Genomic DNA, 15,627 nt, shown 5'->3' on the forward strand with positions numbered 1-15,627 from the left:
GGTGGCTGTTCAGGAGGTTCTCAAGGCCCTGGGTTCGTGGGAGATCAAGCTGCTCCCGCAGACGCCCCGCGACGTCCTCGACGCCCTCGACTATTTTGGGCATGTCGCGATCATCCCTGGCCGGTTGGACCCGGCGCAGTACGGCGACAACTTGCTGACGACCGCCCGCTACGTGGGTGTGCTGCGGACGAAGACGATCGGCGACGACGGCAGGACGAACGCCCCCCAGGACGATCTCAGCGTAGGCGGCGTCGGCATGGCGTTCTGGCTCGGGGATGAGGACGGCAAGGGCGACGTCTACGAGAACACCGTCGCCCCCGCCTCCACTTCGTTCGCGACCGCCATCAACATGCTGCTCCCCGCCAGCGGCGCCGTCACCGCAGGCACCATCTACAGCGTGGCCGGACAGTACACAGGCAGCCACAGGTATGAATCCCCGCGGACGGCGATCGGCTACGTCTGCGACACCATGTCCACCACCAGCGTCCCCGTCTCGTGGCGGGTCAACGGGAACGCGACGCTGGACGCGGGCCCGGACAGCAACCTCTTCGTGGTGAACCCGACGTGTGTGATCACGACGAAGGACGCCGGCGAGGACATGAGCCTGCGGGCGCTCCCTGGCAGCGTGGACGTGACCCGGGATGTGGAGGACTACACCACCCGCGTCGTCCTGCTGGCGGAGGGTGAGGGCACGAGCATCGCGACGGGGGCGGCGGACGTGTCGCCGGCCACTCCGTACAAGGATCTGCACGGCAATCCGCTGAAGCTGACCCGGCTGATCAGCGAGTCGGATACGGCGTCGACGAACGCGGCCACGCGGGCGCAGTTGCAGCTGAACCGGTTCACGTCCACGCGGAATTCGCTCACGCTGTCGACGTCGGACTATGACGTGCACGGGTCGTTCGTGGTCGGGGACCGGGTGTGGGTGTACGACCCCGACTCCGGGCTTGTCGACACGTCGACAGAGATCACGTTCCGCGGCAACCGGATCAACCCGATCAAGTTGCAGGTCACGGAGACGAACTGGGCTGTCACGGACGCCTACACGGTCGCCTACCGCACCAGCAGTGGCACGTGGATCAACCTGACCGATTACACCGAGTTCGAGACCGACGCCACCAGCACTGTCACCGTCGGGGACTTCTCCCGCGCGCTCACCGACGCGTCCACCGAGCCCATCGGCTCCCGCCCCAACGCCGACACCAGCACGCCCGGCCAGCCCACCCTGATCACCCCGTTCACCGGCGTTGCCTACCTCGACAACCGCGGCTACACCCGGGCCCGCGTCATCCTCTCCTGGAACGCCCCCAACAACACCGACGGCTCCACGGTCTTCGACGGCGATCGCTACGAGATCCGCTACGCCGTCGACACCGACATGCTCTACCCCTCCACCTGGGCGCAACTCTCCGCCGCCCGCTGGCAGGACCTGCAGACCTGGAGCCAGCCTTTCGCCGCGCCGACCGGCAAATGGTCGACGATGGTCGTCAACTGGGACACCACCACCGCCCAACTCCAGGACCTGTCGCCGGGTGTCGGGTACGACGTACAGATCCGCGCCGTCGACAAGACCGGCAACATCGGCGCCTGGTCGTCCACGACCACGTTCGTTGCCTCGTCCGACAACCTCCCGCCGTCCACGCCGGCCGCGCCCACGGTGGCTGGCTCGCGGATCGCGGTGCAGGTCACGCACACCCTCGGCAAGAGCTCCGGAGGTACGTTCAACCTCGAAAGCGACCTGGACCACCTGGAGATCCACGTCTCCTATGAGCCGACGTTCACGCCGACCGCAGCCACGCTGGTGGGGAAGACTGCGGCGAACGCGTCGATGATTCAGGCGCAGATCCCCGTCGTGTTCACGGCGCAGATCGAGGAGACGTCCGCCCGCTATGTGCGGGTGGTCGCGGTCGACAAGACCGGCAACAAGTCCGGCCCGTCCGACGCCGCTTCGGCGACCGCGCTCCTCATCGACGACGCCCACATCTCCGACCTGACCGTCTCCAAGGTGACCGCCGGGACGATCACCGCGGCCTGGGTGATGGCTGGCGAGATCAAGACCGCCGACACTGGGGCGCGCGCCCGGATCTCCGCCAGTGGGTACGAGCTCTACGACACGGGCGGCACCCGCACGTTCTTCGCTGACGCTTCCACCGGCAACGTGAGCATCGTCGGGCAGATCGTTTCCGGCACAGCGGGCAAGCGTCTGGAAATCAACCCGACCGGCATTCTCCTGCCCGAGATCCGCTTCTATCCGAGCAGCGGAACCGACTACGCGTACATCAACTCCACGTCATCCGGAAGCGACAGCAACCTCGGGTTGAACTCGTCACCCTACGATGACGGCGGCGGCACACAGGTCATGTCTCGGGCCTACATGCACACGGTATCTGGGGCCCGTCTAGAGGTGGTGACTCTGTCTGGAGAATTGGCCAGGGGCGGGTACGCGACCTGCTTGACCGGATCCTTTGCTTCTGGCCATAGGAGCAGCGGGACCGACGGCGGCACGTTTTACGCGAACTCGACGTATGGGCAGGTCGGCTGGAACTTCAGCGACAGCACGAACGCCCAGTACTTCAACTTCTCGTCTGGTAAGACCTACCACATCGGCAAGTTCGAGAACTACGTTACTGCCGCCTCCAACCAGGGCTTGTTCACTGGCAGCGTCGTGCAAGCTGCGGCCTTCGCAATGACCCTGACCTACGGGCCGACTATGGACTCTGCTCCTGTACCGGTCGCGACGTGCGCGGCCGGTAGCTTCGGATCTGCCACACCGACTGTGTGGGGCGTCCAATCTTTTGGAACAACCAATTTCACCGTCGCCTGGAATAACAGCATGGGAATGCGCGTCAACTTTTGGTGTTTCCGTACCTAAGGGAAGGGGAATTGACATGCCTGACAAATGGACGATCAGTGAAACGACTGCCCTCCAGATCGGCGACTCGCCATGCTGGCAGATCACCCTTACCCGCCCTGACGGGAACAAGGTGAACCATGTCATGCCGACGTCTGCTCTCGATTGGCGGGCCGCCGAATACGGCATCGACCCCACGGACACCGAGGCGCTCATGGAGATCCTCCTCCACGAGCCGTACATGGCGGTGGTCGACGATCCGCAGCACGGACCTCAGTACGCCGACAGCGGGCCCGACTTGTGGGCGGCTGACAGCACGGCCACAGCGCGTGAGGCGCATGTCGCCCGCATCAAGGGCTGCAGCGTCCGTATCGACGTGAAAAACAACAAGGGCCTCGACCCGGTCCGTAACGGGCACCGGCCCGACATGACGCGGATCCGGAAGATGCGCGAGCAGGTCGACACCAACCGCTGGATCAAAAAGCACGGGGGCCTGCCAGAGCAGCCGCTCCCGCAGACACCCGTCGTCAAGAAGGAGGCCGGTCGTGCCTGATCCGTCTACCACCAGGCTGTCCCTGTACAAGTCCAAGTCGGACGGGTCCGAGCTGGTCAACTACACGCAGGACCTCGGCCAGAACTGGGACAAGGTCGATGCTGCGGCGGGTTTCCAGGCGGTCACCTCGTCGACCCGGCCCTCGTCCCCCTACAGCGGCAAGCCGATCATGGAGACGGACACGTCGTACAGGACGTACTTCTCCAACGGCACCAGCCCGGCCAGCGCATCCTGGGTCGAAATCCCCAACGGCAGCGCCACCTACAACAGCACCCTCACCTTCGGCGCCACCAAACAGATCCGCTTCGGCGCTTCCGGCTCCGCCGCCAACCTCGCCACCCTCACCACCGCCACCACCGACGACATCCTCTCCACCCGCATCACCGGCGACACCGCCTCCCGGTTCCTCCTCGAAGCCGACGGCGCCATGTGGTGGGGGCCCGGCGGATCCACCTCCGCCGATACCACCATCACCCGCACAGGAGTCGGCCGGCTCACCGTCGGCGGCACCAACCCCGCCCTGACCATCGGCACCGGCACCCTCCGGCCGATCCCCTCCTCGTCGACCACCGTCGCCAACACTGTCAGTCAGTCCGTTCTCGCCGGGTACACCATTCCCGCATCCGACGCGGTTGCAGGGGCCGTGTACCGGATCAAGGCGTGGGGCACGCTCGCGGTGACGGGCACGCCGACGATGACGTTCGTATGCAAGCTCGGCGGGACAGTCGGCACGGCCATGGCCGTCTTCCCGGCCGTCACGGTCCGCTCGGGCGCAACGGACGGCACGTGGGAGGCCGAGTACTACATCGCCTGCGCCACCACGGGCGCCTCGGGGACGTGGTCGCCCATGGCGAAATACACCCACAACTGGCTCACCTCGGCGACCACCTACACACTCGTCGGCCCGATCACCTCCGCACCCGTCACCCGCGACACCACCATCAGCAACGACATGGTCCTGTGCGCGACCTGGAGTGCCGCGTCTGCATCGAACACGATCACGTGCCGCGGGTTCACCGCAGGACGCGTCGCCTAAGCGCCGTCGCCCATCGGGAACGGCGGCACCGCCGCGAGATCCGGGCCGCCGCTCGCCGGCCTGCTCTCGTCGGCGGCTTCCTTCAGGCGGGTGTTCTCCTCCTGCGCCTCCGCAAGCTGCCGCTCCAGGAACGCGACGTGCGACCGCGCGAGGAGCATTTCGTCGTGGAGTTCCCGGCACCGCTGCTGGAAGACCGGGAAGGCGTCCTCGACGGGGATCGTCTGTTTGTCCTGCCGCTGGCCCATCAGGCGACCGCCTTGTCTGCGAGGTCCCGGTACCGGTCCAGGATGTTGGTGGGGTTCAGGAATGCGTGCTGGGTGAAGAAGCTCAGGTGGCTGACGATCGCGTCAGCGCGCACCACGTTCGACGCGCCGGTGGCGAGCGGCCGGTGGATGGTGTGCCACGACTCCTCCTCATCCGGGACGAGGACGCCCGGCTGCTCCAGTCCGGCGTACATGCTGCCGAGGCTGGCGAAGCAGGACACGGAGAACTGGGTGCCGGGCGGGAGCTGGAAGTCGTGGTGCAGGTACAGATCCTCGACCGTGCCTGCCTCGATGTGCGACAGCAGCAGCTCGTGCAGCTTGACCGCGAAGGGGCCGTTGGCCCAGCCGACGGGGTCCATGCAGTACATGCCGACCTCGCCCCACTCGCGGGGGATCTTCCCGCAGGCCTGGAGGAAGTACGAGCAGATGGCGTTGTTGATGATGATGGGGAACACCGCGGTGGGGGCGGGCATCTCCAGCCGGGCGCGCACGAGGTTCTCGACGGCGTTCTCGTGCAGGTAGACCAGATCGTCGTCGAGCCTCAAGTAGACCGCGTTGGGGTCGACCATCTCCCGGTAGGCGAGCCCGGTGTACCTCTGCTTGGGGAGGTTGCCGAGGTCGACACCGTCGGGCCGGTGCTTGAGGTGGAACCAGTCGAACCGTTCGGCGAGTTCGTGAGCGTATGCGATGTCCGTCTCCTGGCCCACGGGGTCCGTGTTCATGTACGCCCAGACCTCGTCGATGAGGCCACGGCGGACGTCTCGTTCCAGGTACTTGATCAGGATGCTGTACGTCCGGACTCGTCCGTAGGGTGTCCAGGCGATGACGGGGCGGCCGTCGATCATGGGGTGTCTCCTTCGGTGCTGGCGCGCTGCGCCTTCGGGTCGATGAGGTCGGCGGCGTAGCCCATGCCATTGAAGAAGTGGTGGCCGCTCTCCAGCGAAGTGGTGCCCCGCTCCGCGCGGATCTGCTCGGCGAGTTCGTGAGTGAAGGCGTCCACCAGTTCTTGGGCGCGCTCGTCGTCCATGTACAGGTGGTTGTGCGTCATCTCCCGCAGGAGCTCATCACGGGCGCTCACGACGTCCTCCTGCTGGTGCGGTGCTTCGGCGGCCACTGCCGGGACTCGGCCGTCCATGGCAGGTCGGGGTGCAGGCGGGCGAGGAGGTCGACGGTCGCCGCGTGATGCTCGGCGCGGGCGTCCGACAGTTGCCCGGGGTGGACGCGCACGAAGTACAGCGGCGTCTCCACCACCGCGTACTGGGTGTATCCGGCCTTCCAGACGCGGATCCACCAGTCCCAATCCTCCGCCGTCCCGTAGGTGCCGGGCGGGGTCGCCTTCGCGCTGTACCCGCCGAGGGATTCCCATACCTCACGCCGGATGAGGGCCTTGTCGATGAGCGGCGGCCACTGCGCGAAGTCATCGAGGGTGGCGTCCGGCAGGCTGGCCTGTACGTGGTCGGCCTCGCCGAACTGCTGCGCATACGGCACCACGAAGTCCCGGCCCCCGTCCCCGTACATTGCGGCGACGCAGCGGGCGATGCACTCCGGATGCAGCTTGTCGTCTGCGGACGCAGTGAACAACGCCTCACAACCGTCGTCGAGCGCCAGCCCGGCGGCGGCATTGAGACTGCCGGCCCAACCAAGGCGCTTCCGGTTTCGTTTGAGGCCGGCCCAGCAGTCGGGGTTCTGCTTGAGCCAGTCGTAGGTGCCGTCGTCGCCGCGGTCTTCGGCGATGTACGTGTGTACGGGGTGGGTCTGGACTCTGAGGCTGCCGAGCATGGTGGCGAGGTACGGCAACGCGTTGCGGGCGGGGATGATGACGCCGACTTTCACCACTGGTCTCCGATCCAGGCGAGGGTCTGGCGGAGGCCGTCGAGCCAGCTTGTGGTGGGCGTCCAGCCTCGGACGGCGGTGATGGCGGTGTTGTCGGTGACGACGCGCTGGAGGTCGCCGGGGAGGCGTTCGTCGTGGACGACGTCCGGGCGGGTGCCGGTGTCTGCTTCCCACAGTTTGAGGAGGTCGAGGAGGCTGAGTTCGTTCTCTGCGCCGCCGCCGACGTCGTAGGGCTCGGCGCTGCGGTAGTCGTCGAAGTTCTCTGCGATGTCGACGAGGAGCGTGGTGAAGTCGTCGATGTGGAGGATGTCGCGGGATTGGGTGCCGTCGCCGTGGACGGTGATCTGCTGCCGGTTGTAGAGGGCGCGGAGGAACCAGGTCACCCAGCCGCTCTCCGCCGTGCCGTCTTGTCCGGGCCCGTAGACGGTGGAGGGGCGGAGGATGACGGACGGCAGGCCGTACAGGTCGTCGTAGAGGCGGAGGTAGTCCTCGCCGATCCGCTTCGACAGGCCGAGGGGAGCCACCTTGCCGTCGGCGCCCGGGTGCACCTTGACCGTGGACGTGTAGATGACCGGGATGTTTCCGGCCGCGCGGGCCGCCTGGCAGACGTTGAAGGTGCCGACGGCGTTGTGGTGGAAGTCCCAGCCCGGGTCGCCGAGGCTGACTTGGGTAGAGCAGGACGCGCCAAGGTGGGCGATGACGTCGGGTTGGGCGGCGTCGACGGTTTGTTGGAAGGCGGGCAGGTCGGTGGTCGGCCGCCCGTGCTTCCTGTCCACCCCAGTGACCCGGTGGCCGCGTCGGGTGAGGGCGCGGACGAGGTGGCTGCCGATGAACCCGGACGCCCCGGTGACGAGGATGTTCACGACTCGGCTGCCTCCTGCCAGGAGACGCGATCCGGCAGTTTGTCCTCGACCTCGATAGCGACGAGCGCGGCGAGGAAGTGGGCCTGCGCCTGGGCGGCAAGGATCTGACATTCCTCTGGCTGGAAGGCAACGCTGGACGCGCAGGAATCAGCGAGGAGCCGCTTCCCCTCACGAAGATGCTCAGGCCCGTTCACGGCATCACCCTTCATCGACGGCCAGCACGTACTGTCCGTCCCCGTCGTCGCCGATCCAGCGCACGGTGTAGAAGTCGCCGTTCGGCAGGGTGACGCTCAGGCTGACGGCATTGAATCGGCATCCCGTCTCCTTGGTGGCTTCGGTGAGTCGACGTAGTGCGATCGTGGCGAGTACGAGATCGTCTGCGCTGAGGGTGCTCACGGCTTCCACCTCTCGTCGTAGTCCGGGTGTGCGGCGAACGGGGCGGCGAGGAGTCGGAGTGTCCGGCAGGGGTGCCGTTGCGGGCTGCTGCCGCCGTGGGTGGGGTAACCCCAGCGACCAGTGACGCAGATACCGCAGTCACCATCGTTCACGTCGGGGTGCTCATCGACGATGGCGCGCTTCGCTGCGACGTCGGCGAGGACACGGGACGGGTTCTGGCGAGCGATATGCTCCGCGACGAGCCAGTTCAGCCCGTCTGCGACGAGCCGGACGCCCGGGAAGGTGTGGACGCTGCACGGCTGGGTCGGGTCGACCGCATTGCCGATGTACCACGGCCCCGGCGGTGCCTCACGGGCCAGCGCCTCGTCCTCGTCCAGCCGTGCCCGCAGGAACTCCACCAGCCCGCTCACGCCGCCACCTCCGCGCGTGCGAGCCACGACCATGCGGCAGGCTCCAAGTCCTCATCCTCATCCGCGCTGTCGAACTGTCGAACCAGGAGTCCAAGCACCTCTTACACAGCGGGAAGCTGTAGCCGGTCCGGGTCCTCCAACACGCGACGGTCGGACCGCAGCTATCGAGGTTGCAGGCACAGTTCACGCCGTCACCTCCTGCGGTGCGCGGACGGCTGCTTCCCACTGGTGGTGCAACGCCTGCATGATCGACCCGGATGCTTCCCCGCGCGCCGTCATCCCGATCCGCTGACGGAGCTCCGGGTCGTCCACGAGCCGCTTCAACAGACGGCCCCACTCGTGCTCATACCGGACCAAAAACCCGTTCTCCCCGTGCCGGATCACCGCCCGATACGCCGGCGTGTCTGACGCGATCAGGGGGATCCCCAGCACGCTGGACTCCAGCCACTTCGTCGGGAACTTCGCCGAATTGAACGCCGTCCCCCGGTACGGCGCCACCCACACATCGAACTCCGACACGGCGTGCAAGTAGTGCTCGATCCGCTCCACCCAACCCAACGCACCGACCTGGCGGCCCTTCAACCCCAACCCCATCGCCTGCCCGGCGTCGATCCCCACCAACCGCACCTGCACACCACCCGGCCGCGAGTACTGCGAGATCCGATTCAACGCGCGCACGGCTTCCGGCAACTCCGCCACCGTGCTGGACGTCCCCGCCCAGCCCACATACAGCGGCCGGCCCTCCGCCGTGTAGTCGCGCGGCCGGCCAAGGTACTGCGCCGGCAGACCGTTCGGAATCACCCGCACGTCGGGCGCGTAGTCCCGCAGCACCGCGGCGAGCGGCTCGGAGCAGCAGGTGACGAGATCCGCGATGCCCATGTTGTGGGCGAGTCGGCCGAGCATGTCCCGGTCCCACACTTCGCAGGCCCGCGTGTTGGAGGGGTCGAGGTGGAAGTAGTCGTCGTCGAGGTCGAGGATCAACCTCTTGCCCTCGTCCTTCAACTTGAGCCACATGCGGGACGGGTCGTGTTGGGCGACGCGGCAGCCGACGATGGTGTCGTAGGACTGCCAGTTCTGCGGGAGTCGCGGGTGGTGGGTGGCGGTGTGGCCGAGCCACGTGAGGCTCATCGCAGGCATCACGGCCCGGTACCACGCGGAACCCGCCATGTCGGCAGACCAGAAGTGAACGCGCACGTCAGCCCCCGTCCCCCACGGCCTGTTTCACATCGGTGACGATCCGGCGGGTGATCTCGTTGATCTCCTTGTCGCCGAGATAGACCCGCACCTGTGCAGGCCTGGCCTCCATCTCAGCCAAGGGCAGCGAAGCGTTCCCAGGGATCTCCATGGTCTCCGGGGTGACGATCACACCCCGCGCACCGATGCGGTCGGCGAGAGCCTGCCAGTAGTCGCCATAGGAGTCGTCAGCTCCGAGAGCGATGCGCTGCGGAACGCACTCGTCCACGACGAGGATGAACGGCGGCCGGTCGTCCCCGGGGCCGGAGGGAAGTTCGAGGATCTGCAAGCGGGCCACAGCCGCCTCCTTCAGGTCAGGCGGTCTTGTAGGTGGGGAGCCAGGACTCGTTGTAGTAGTCGACGGTGCGGCGGATGCCCTCGTCGAGGGGGATGAAGTCGGCGGCGGTCATCCCGATCTGCTGCAGCGTCGCGGTGTCGGAGGTGACGACTGCGTTGGGGACCTCGCCCGGTCGCATCGGCAGATGCGTGATCCCGACGGGCTCGCGGCCGGTGACCTTAGCCGCGTACTCGGCGACCAGGCGGGCGATGTCGTTGACGGTGACCGACTCCAGCGGCCCGACCTCGACTGGGCGCTCGGTGGGCCCGTGCTGCTCGGTGTGCTCCAGCGCGGTCACGAACGCGCGGGCGACGTCCTCGACGTACACGCAGTCGGACACCTGCGTGCCGTCGCCGTACACCTCGATGTCCGCACCGGTCAGAGCGCGGCACGTCAGAGCGGGAAGGATCTTGCGAACTCGCGAGGTGCCGTAAGGCGCTGCGATGGACTGCCCTGGACCGTAGGCGTTCACCGGCCGGACGATCGAGATCCGGCCGCCCCGGTAGGCGTTGAACATCCGGACGTAGTCCTCGGCCGCCGTCTTGCTGATCGTGTACGAGCCCGTGCCGATGTCCCTCATAAAGGCGTTGCCGACGCCGGCGTACACGGCCGGGAGCCCGTACTGGTTGGCCGCCTCGAACACGTTCAGGCTGCCCCGGATGTTCGTCTCCGCCGAGGGCCGCGGGTTCCCGATCGTCTCCTGCGTCCCCAGCACTGCCGCGAGGTGAATGATGCCCTCGACGTGCGCGGCGAGTTCGACGACCGCGGTCTCATCGCGGACGTCGCCAAGGAAGAAGGTCTCGCCGGCTGCCATCTCGGTGTGGGGGTGGCGGTCGAAGACGACGACTTCGTGGCCGCGGGAGAGGAGTTCGCGCCTCAGGTACGAACCGATGAATCCCTGGCCGCCGGTTACGCCGTACACGCTCATGCGCTGTTCTCCTTGTCGTTGTGCCCGCAGTTGGGGCAGGGGTTGGCGGGCTGGTGCTTGGCTTTGGCGGTGTCGCGGACGGCGGTGATGGCGCTGATCGCGACGAGCATCGCGGCGATGATCGCGGTGATGTAGACGGCGGTCATCGCTGCTCCTTCGGGGCGGGCCGCGCGTGTGGGCAGGTCTTGCAGTGGCCGCATTGGGTGTGGCCGTCGGGGCAGTCGCAGCGGGGGCAGCGGGTACCGGTGTCCTGGGGGTTCACGGCGTCTCCTCGTTCCATCGCATGTCGCGGATCGCGTGGACGTAGACGGGCCTGCCGAACTGCTCGGGCAGGGCCACGCGGGCGCGGGGGTAGGTGCGGTACCGCTCCAGGTCGAAGGTGCATACGGCGTCCGTGCCGCGTCCGTCAGGGTCGGGCCCATAGCGGACGGGCCAGCATGCGACGAGACGGCGGGCGTACCAGCGGCGGGCGTGGCGCTTCTTCCACATCTGCCAGGTGGAGGCGGGGATCTCGTGGGTGATACGGGTTCGCTGGGTGAGCGTCTCGGGTGGCAGGTCGTCGGTGAGGATATTCGCTCGTAGCTGGAAGAGCCGTTGGCCGAAGATCTCCTGGCGCACCGCGACGTCCACGTCGAAGAAGAGGCCTTCGTCGACCAGGAACTGCTGCGCGAACCGCTTGAACGAGAGCGCGATGCGCTCCTCTTCGTAGTCCGGGGTCATCGGCTGCTCCATGCGGCGGCGGTCGACGGCGTGTTGACGGTGACGTCGAGGGTGGGGGTGATGACGGTGATCGAGAACCAGAACGCCAGCCCGGCGCACACGGCCCTCACGACTCGCCTGCTTCGGCGTCGGCTACGTCGGCGCGGTAGCGGGTGAGGGCGTAGTCGAGGAGTCCCATGACGCGGTGGTAGGGCACGTTGCCGCCGCCGTCGGGGAGGGTGATGCCGACCTGGGTGATGCCGTCGCCGTCGCTGTCGAAGTGCTGGGCGGCGAAGACGATGACCCATTCGGTGAGGACGCCTTCGGCGCCTTCGAGGCGCGCGACTTCTTCGATGCTCTGCGTGAGTCGCTCGTAGGCGGCTTTGAGATCGGGGTCGCTCATTGGCCTGCTCCTGCGGGTTGGTTGCGGGTTGTGGGCGGCAGGGGTCAACCCGCAAAGGTCCCCTGCCGCCGGTCCCTCTGAGAGGACCGTAAGCACTGTACCTACGATTCGTCGGAATTTGGAAACGTGGGCCTATGATTCGAAGGTACCTACGGTGCGGAGGACGCCCATGCCCACACACCCACCCCTAGGCCGCAGAGTCGAACACGACCCCCGCAGCCTGGCCTACGCCCACGGCGTCCTACCGAAGACCGCGATCCGCTCGGTCGACTGGACGCGACGGGCCCCGATCTTCGACCAGAAGACGCTGGGCTCCTGCACCGGGAACGCCGCCGCCGGACTCCTCTGCACCGACTCCGCCGCACGCCCCGGACTCACCTCCGTCACCCTCGACGGCGCGGTGCTCCCGATCGACGAGGGCCTCGCCGTCAAGGTCTACTCGCTGGCCACGCAGCTCGACCAGTTCGAGGGCGCGTACCCGCCCGACGACACCGGCTCGTCCGGCCTCGGCGCAGCGAAAGCCCTGAAGAAGCTCGGGCTGGCCTCCGGCTACACGCACGCTTTCAGCCTCGACGCCGTCAAGTCCGCACTCCAGACCGGGCCCGTCATGGTCGGCACCCCATGGCTGGAGTCGATGTTCGACCCCGACCCGAAGACCGGCTTCGTGCGCGTCGACCGCACCAGCGAGACGGCCGGCGGACACGAGTACGTGATCTCCGCCTACAACGCCAGCGCGGAAGCCTTCCGCATCGACAACTCGTGGGGCGACGGCTGGGGCATCAACGGCTCCATCTGGATCGACGAGGGCGACCTGCGATGGCTGCTCTCACAGCAAGGCGACGTCACCGTCCCGGTTTGGGCCACGGTGCCCTCCCCTCCTCCCGCGCCCACTCCTGCTCCGGATCCTCGCCTGGTTGAGGCGCTGGCTCTGATGCAGGCGTGGGCGCATGACCTTCACGTGACGGGAGCCTGACCATGGCCACAGGCCCGCAGAAGTATCCGGGCGCGTCGACCGCGTACTTCTACCAGAACAGGTGGGGCGGCGACCTCATGGAGGTCAACGTCTGTGTCCTCCACACCACCGAGGGCACGACCCTGCCGGACTACGACGGCGGCGCGATGGCTCCCAACCTGACCGCCGTGCCGGACTTCGCCGCTAAGAGGCTGCGCTGGTTCCAGCACTTCGACATCGACATCTCCTCCCGCGCCCTGCGCAACCTCGCGGGTGGCGTCGAGACGAACACTCTCAACGTCGTGCAGGTGGAGCTCGTCGGTACGTGCGACCCGGCCACCCACGCCAAGTGGACCAAGTCGGGGCAGGCGCACATCTTCTGGCCCGAGGCCCCCGACTGGGCCCTGCGCGCCGTCGCCGACTTCCTCGCCTGGGTCCACGCCAACCACAGCGTCCCGCTCACCGGCCCGTCCACGTGGCTGCCGTACCCGCGGTCCGGCGACGCCGACAGCACAGCCCGCATGACCTTCACCCAGTGGGAGGCGTTCAAGGGCATCTGCGGCCACATGCACGTCCCGGAGAACGACCACGGCGACCCCGGCGCCATCGACTTCCCCCGCCTCATCGCCCTCGCCAAGGGCGACACACCTACCCCGCCCCCTCCGAAGGAGGACCCCGTGGCTCTCACCCCCGACGAGATCAAGGCAATCGGCCGACAGGTCGTGACCGGCGCGAACGGCGCCAAGTCGCTCGACGACGCGAGCGTGGAGTGGGCGGTGTCATCGTTCCTCGGCCTCACCCTCAAGGGCGTCCGAGGCCTGGCGGCGGACGTCACCGCCCTCAAGGGCAAGGTCGACGGTCTGTCGCCGACGTTGTCGGAGGCGCAGTTGACGACGCTCGCCGCGCGGGTCGCCTCGGACCCGACACTCGCGGAACGCATTGCCGAACTCGTCGCCGAAAAGCTCGCCGCACGCCTCGCGGACTAACCCCTCCCGCCTCACAGAAGAGAGAACCTCATGAAGACCTTCGGCAGAGAACCCGTCTACATCCTCGGCGCGATCGCGATCGCCCTCAAGCTCGCCGCGGCCTACGGCCTCGACGTATCCGCCGACCAGCAGACCCTCATCAACACGTTCCTCTCCTGCGTCGTCGCGGTCGCCTCCGCGATCGTCCTCAAGTCCGGCGCGGCGGGCGCGGCGATCCTGCAGCTGGCGTCGGCCGGGCTGGCGCTGTTCGTGGGCTTCGGCCTGGACCTGTCGGCCGAGCAGCAGGCCGGATGGATGAGCTTCGTCGCGGCGGTCCTGGCGATCGTGGAGCACCGCGAGGTGGAGGCGCCGGTGCCCTCGCTGAAGGTGGAGCGGTCGAGCCCGGTGGAGCCGGGCTCGCACGTAGCCGGCGTCTGAGCAGAGGGAGTAGTTCATGCCGGATGAGCCGACGTTGGGTGAAGTCGTGCGGCGTTTCGACGAGCGGTTCGCTGACGTCCGCGACGACATCCAGCAGCTCGGCCGCCGCATGGACGAGAAAGTCGACCAGCGGATCTACGACCTCCGCCACGAGGCGCTGTCCGCGCGGGTCGGGACGCTGGAAACCCTGCGGGAGAAGGACAACGAGAAGCTGGTTGCCACCCGCCGGTGGCTGATCGGCGCGGTGATCGTGCCGCTGGTGGGAATCCTCCTCCCTGTGATCATCCTCCTCACCCAGGGAGGCGGCTCGTGAGCCGGATACAGATCCGCGCGGAAGAACGCCGCGGCCGACGCGGAGACGTCCTCGTCATCGTCGCGGCCCTCTCTTTCGGCATGGCGCTGGCGTGGATCCTGCTGTCGGTGCAGTCGCTGAATAGCGAGCTGGAGACGTCGAACCAGGCACGGGACGCCCTGGCCCGTCAGGTGCAGGCCTTGGGCGGGACCCCGGTGGCCGGCCCGCCGGGAAGCCGGGGGGAGCCGGGCGCGTCGGTGACCGGCCCGCCAGGGAAGGCGGGCGGGACAGGCCCGCCTGGGCCGCCGGGACCGTCCGGGTCTGCGGGCGCGAACGGGAAGAACGGAGCAGCCGGTAAGGCCGGCTCGACCGGGGCGGCAGGGCAGGCGGGTGCGCAGGGAGCCGACTCGACTGTCCCCGGTCCGCCAGGCCCGCAGGGAGAACCTGGGCCCGCTGGCCCGGCAGGCCCGCCTGGGCCGCAGGGTGAGGCAGGCGTCGCGGGTCCGAAGGGGGAGACGGGTGACCGCGGTCCGGCTGGGCCTGCCTGCCCGGACGGCTACTCCCTGAAGGCGCCTGCGTATGACCCGGATGCGCTGGTCTGTCGTCGTGACAGTGCGCCGACTGATGGGGGTTCGGGGGGTGGGGGTGGCGCGTTGGCGTTGGCTCTTGATCCTCAGCGCAGGCAGTACACGTAGGCGGCGGACGCCGCAGGAACTGGAGTCTGACATGGCCAACATCGTCTTCAACATCGCCCTCGGCAAGGTGGCGTGGTACGCCTCGCTGCCTGCCGCGAACGACGGCCTCGTCCTGGTGCCGTTGGAGTCGTCGGGGCTGGAGACCGACGCTGTCCTCCGCGACAAGGACGACCTCGCCGCCGTGGTCGCGGGCACTACGAACGAGCAGACGACCGTGGGCAGGAAGACGCTGGCGTCGGTCACGGTGACCGTCGACGACACCAACGACCGGGTGGCGCTCGACGCCGCCGACGTGACCTGGACGTCGCCGACCGGGAACGCGGTCGGGGCGGTCGTCATCTGCTACGACCCGGACACCACCACCGGCACCGACGCCGACCTGATCCCGCTGACGAAGCATGACGTCTCGTGGACCCCGGACGGCAACAACTTCAGCCTGGCGATCGCGGACTTCTTCCGGGCCAGCTCCACCGCGTAGCA

22 protein-coding genes are annotated in these 15,627 nt (G+C 67.8%); 8 read left to right on the forward strand and 14 right to left on the reverse strand.

Translation table 11 applies throughout. From position 1 onward, the window contains the following. The first annotated feature begins 1 nt into the window (after position 1). From BG482_RS16535 to BG482_RS16545, 3 genes are read left to right on the forward strand one after another with little or no spacing between them, the layout of a single operon-like run. A complete protein-coding gene (locus BG482_RS16535; RefSeq protein ID WP_069769798.1) occupies positions 2–2,872 on the forward strand; it encodes a fibronectin type III domain-containing protein in 2,871 nt (956 codons plus the stop codon). 16 nt (positions 2,873–2,888) lie between these two features. Beyond that, positions 2,889–3,404, forward strand: a complete 516-nt coding sequence (locus BG482_RS16540) for a hypothetical protein (protein WP_069769799.1) — start codon at positions 2,889–2,891, stop codon at positions 3,402–3,404. After that, positions 3,397–4,440 carry a hypothetical protein gene (locus BG482_RS16545; RefSeq protein WP_069769800.1) on the forward strand — a complete coding sequence of 348 codons (1,044 nt, stop codon included), beginning with the start codon at positions 3,397–3,399 and terminating at the stop codon, positions 4,438–4,440. The genes BG482_RS16540 and BG482_RS16545 overlap by 8 nt, the downstream gene beginning before the upstream one ends. Here BG482_RS16545 and BG482_RS16550 read toward each other — a convergent pair. The 14 genes from BG482_RS16550 to BG482_RS16610 form a co-directional block, all read right to left on the reverse strand. Beyond that, positions 4,437–4,685 carry a hypothetical protein gene (locus BG482_RS16550; protein ID WP_069769801.1) on the reverse strand — a complete coding sequence of 83 codons (249 nt, stop codon included), beginning with the start codon at positions 4,683–4,685 and terminating at the stop codon, positions 4,437–4,439. The two genes, BG482_RS16545 and BG482_RS16550, sit on opposite strands and share 4 nt — an antisense overlap. Then, entirely contained in the window at positions 4,685–5,548 is an 864-nt protein-coding gene (locus tag BG482_RS16555; protein WP_069769802.1) for a hypothetical protein, read from the reverse strand. The genes BG482_RS16550 and BG482_RS16555 overlap by 1 nt, the downstream gene beginning before the upstream one ends. Further along, on the reverse strand, positions 5,545–5,781 hold the full coding sequence (locus BG482_RS16560; protein ID WP_069740716.1) for a hypothetical protein: 237 nt from the start codon (positions 5,779–5,781) through the stop codon (positions 5,545–5,547). The genes BG482_RS16555 and BG482_RS16560 overlap by 4 nt, the downstream gene beginning before the upstream one ends. Beyond that, on the reverse strand, positions 5,778–6,536 hold the full coding sequence (locus tag BG482_RS16565; protein ID WP_141746622.1) for a glycosyltransferase family 2 protein: 759 nt from the start codon (positions 6,534–6,536) through the stop codon (positions 5,778–5,780). Before BG482_RS16565 ends, BG482_RS16560 begins: the two co-directional genes overlap by 4 nt. Next, complete coding sequence (locus BG482_RS16570; protein ID WP_069769805.1) at positions 6,533–7,399, reverse strand: NAD(P)-dependent oxidoreductase; 867 nt, start codon at positions 7,397–7,399, stop codon at positions 6,533–6,535. Before BG482_RS16570 ends, BG482_RS16565 begins: the two co-directional genes overlap by 4 nt. Continuing rightward, positions 7,396–7,593, reverse strand: coding sequence for a hypothetical protein (locus BG482_RS44000; RefSeq protein ID WP_069769806.1), 198 nt, complete (start codon positions 7,591–7,593; stop codon positions 7,396–7,398). Before BG482_RS44000 ends, BG482_RS16570 begins: the two co-directional genes overlap by 4 nt. Positions 7,594–7,597: 4 nt before the next feature. Next, entirely contained in the window at positions 7,598–7,795 is a 198-nt protein-coding gene (locus tag BG482_RS16580) for a hypothetical protein (protein WP_069769807.1), read from the reverse strand. Beyond that, positions 7,792–8,205: a DUF6221 family protein gene (locus BG482_RS16585; protein WP_141746624.1), complete on the reverse strand. Its 414-nt coding sequence runs from the start codon at positions 8,203–8,205 to the stop codon at positions 7,792–7,794. The genes BG482_RS16580 and BG482_RS16585 overlap by 4 nt, the downstream gene beginning before the upstream one ends. Before the next feature lie 183 nt (positions 8,206–8,388). Beyond that, a complete protein-coding gene (locus tag BG482_RS16590; RefSeq protein ID WP_176741397.1) occupies positions 8,389–9,333 on the reverse strand; it encodes a glycosyltransferase in 945 nt (314 codons plus the stop codon). A gap of 67 nt (positions 9,334–9,400) precedes the next feature. Then, positions 9,401–9,736: a hypothetical protein gene (locus BG482_RS16595; protein WP_069744759.1), complete on the reverse strand. Its 336-nt coding sequence runs from the start codon at positions 9,734–9,736 to the stop codon at positions 9,401–9,403. Positions 9,737–9,752: 16 nt separating this feature from the next. After that, complete coding sequence (locus BG482_RS16600) at positions 9,753–10,703, reverse strand: NAD(P)-dependent oxidoreductase (protein WP_069769810.1); 951 nt, start codon at positions 10,701–10,703, stop codon at positions 9,753–9,755. Then, the gene (locus BG482_RS44005; RefSeq protein ID WP_176741398.1) at positions 10,700–10,849 is read right to left on the reverse strand and encodes a hypothetical protein; all 150 of its coding nucleotides are present in this window, start codon (positions 10,847–10,849) and stop codon (positions 10,700–10,702) included. Before BG482_RS44005 ends, BG482_RS16600 begins: the two co-directional genes overlap by 4 nt. Positions 10,850–10,961: 112 nt before the next feature. Next, on the reverse strand, positions 10,962–11,423 hold the full coding sequence (locus tag BG482_RS16605) for a hypothetical protein (RefSeq protein WP_069769811.1): 462 nt from the start codon (positions 11,421–11,423) through the stop codon (positions 10,962–10,964). Between the two features lie 106 nt (positions 11,424–11,529). Beyond that, the gene (locus BG482_RS16610; RefSeq protein WP_069769812.1) at positions 11,530–11,805 is read right to left on the reverse strand and encodes a hypothetical protein; all 276 of its coding nucleotides are present in this window, start codon (positions 11,803–11,805) and stop codon (positions 11,530–11,532) included. A 169-nt stretch (positions 11,806–11,974) separates the two neighbouring features. Here BG482_RS16610 and BG482_RS16615 point away from each other — a divergent pair, with 169 nt between their 5' ends. The 5 genes from BG482_RS16615 (at position 11,975) to BG482_RS16635 (ending at position 15,625) form a co-directional block, all read left to right on the forward strand. Continuing rightward, entirely contained in the window at positions 11,975–12,778 is an 804-nt protein-coding gene (locus tag BG482_RS16615; RefSeq protein WP_069769813.1) for a hypothetical protein, read from the forward strand. Positions 12,779–12,780: 2 nt separating this feature from the next. Next, entirely contained in the window at positions 12,781–13,743 is a 963-nt protein-coding gene (locus BG482_RS16620) for a hypothetical protein (RefSeq protein ID WP_069769814.1), read from the forward strand. A 30-nt stretch (positions 13,744–13,773) separates the two neighbouring features. Further along, positions 13,774–14,160: a hypothetical protein gene (locus BG482_RS16625; RefSeq protein WP_069769815.1), complete on the forward strand. Its 387-nt coding sequence runs from the start codon at positions 13,774–13,776 to the stop codon at positions 14,158–14,160. A gap of 16 nt (positions 14,161–14,176) precedes the next feature. Beyond that, positions 14,177–14,473 (forward strand): hypothetical protein, encoded by a 297-nt coding sequence (locus BG482_RS16630; protein ID WP_069740723.1) that lies wholly within the window; start codon positions 14,177–14,179, stop codon positions 14,471–14,473. 705 nt (positions 14,474–15,178) lie between these two features. Beyond that, positions 15,179–15,625 (forward strand): hypothetical protein, encoded by a 447-nt coding sequence (locus tag BG482_RS16635; protein WP_069769816.1) that lies wholly within the window; start codon positions 15,179–15,181, stop codon positions 15,623–15,625. Positions 15,626–15,627 lie beyond the last annotated feature (2 nt).

It is taken from the genome of Streptomyces sp. LUP30 (genome assembly GCF_001746365.1).
Taxonomy (GTDB): Bacteria; Actinomycetota; Actinomycetes; order Streptomycetales; family Streptomycetaceae; genus Streptomyces.

Coding starts and splice junctions, on each gene's coding strand:
- BG482_RS16590 (WP_176741397.1), bottom strand. CDS start 9,333: ATGAGCCTCACGTGGCTCGGCCACACCGCCACCCACCACCCGCGACTC.
- BG482_RS16540 (WP_069769799.1), top strand. CDS start 2,889: ATGCCTGACAAATGGACGATCAGTGAAACGACTGCCCTCCAGATCGGC.
- BG482_RS16550 (WP_069769801.1), bottom strand. CDS start 4,685: ATGGGCCAGCGGCAGGACAAACAGACGATCCCCGTCGAGGACGCCTTC.
- BG482_RS16615 (WP_069769813.1), top strand. CDS start 11,975: ATGCCCACACACCCACCCCTAGGCCGCAGAGTCGAACACGACCCCCGC.
- BG482_RS16620 (WP_069769814.1), top strand. CDS start 12,781: ATGGCCACAGGCCCGCAGAAGTATCCGGGCGCGTCGACCGCGTACTTC.
- BG482_RS16555 (WP_069769802.1), bottom strand. CDS start 5,548: ATGATCGACGGCCGCCCCGTCATCGCCTGGACACCCTACGGACGAGTC.
- BG482_RS16600 (WP_069769810.1), bottom strand. CDS start 10,703: ATGAGCGTGTACGGCGTAACCGGCGGCCAGGGATTCATCGGTTCGTAC.
- BG482_RS16630 (WP_069740723.1), top strand. CDS start 14,177: ATGCCGGATGAGCCGACGTTGGGTGAAGTCGTGCGGCGTTTCGACGAG.
- BG482_RS16610 (WP_069769812.1), bottom strand. CDS start 11,805: ATGAGCGACCCCGATCTCAAAGCCGCCTACGAGCGACTCACGCAGAGC.
- BG482_RS16605 (WP_069769811.1), bottom strand. CDS start 11,423: ATGACCCCGGACTACGAAGAGGAGCGCATCGCGCTCTCGTTCAAGCGG.
- BG482_RS16625 (WP_069769815.1), top strand. CDS start 13,774: ATGAAGACCTTCGGCAGAGAACCCGTCTACATCCTCGGCGCGATCGCG.
- BG482_RS16635 (WP_069769816.1), top strand. CDS start 15,179: ATGGCCAACATCGTCTTCAACATCGCCCTCGGCAAGGTGGCGTGGTAC.
- BG482_RS44005 (WP_176741398.1), bottom strand. CDS start 10,849: ATGACCGCCGTCTACATCACCGCGATCATCGCCGCGATGCTCGTCGCG.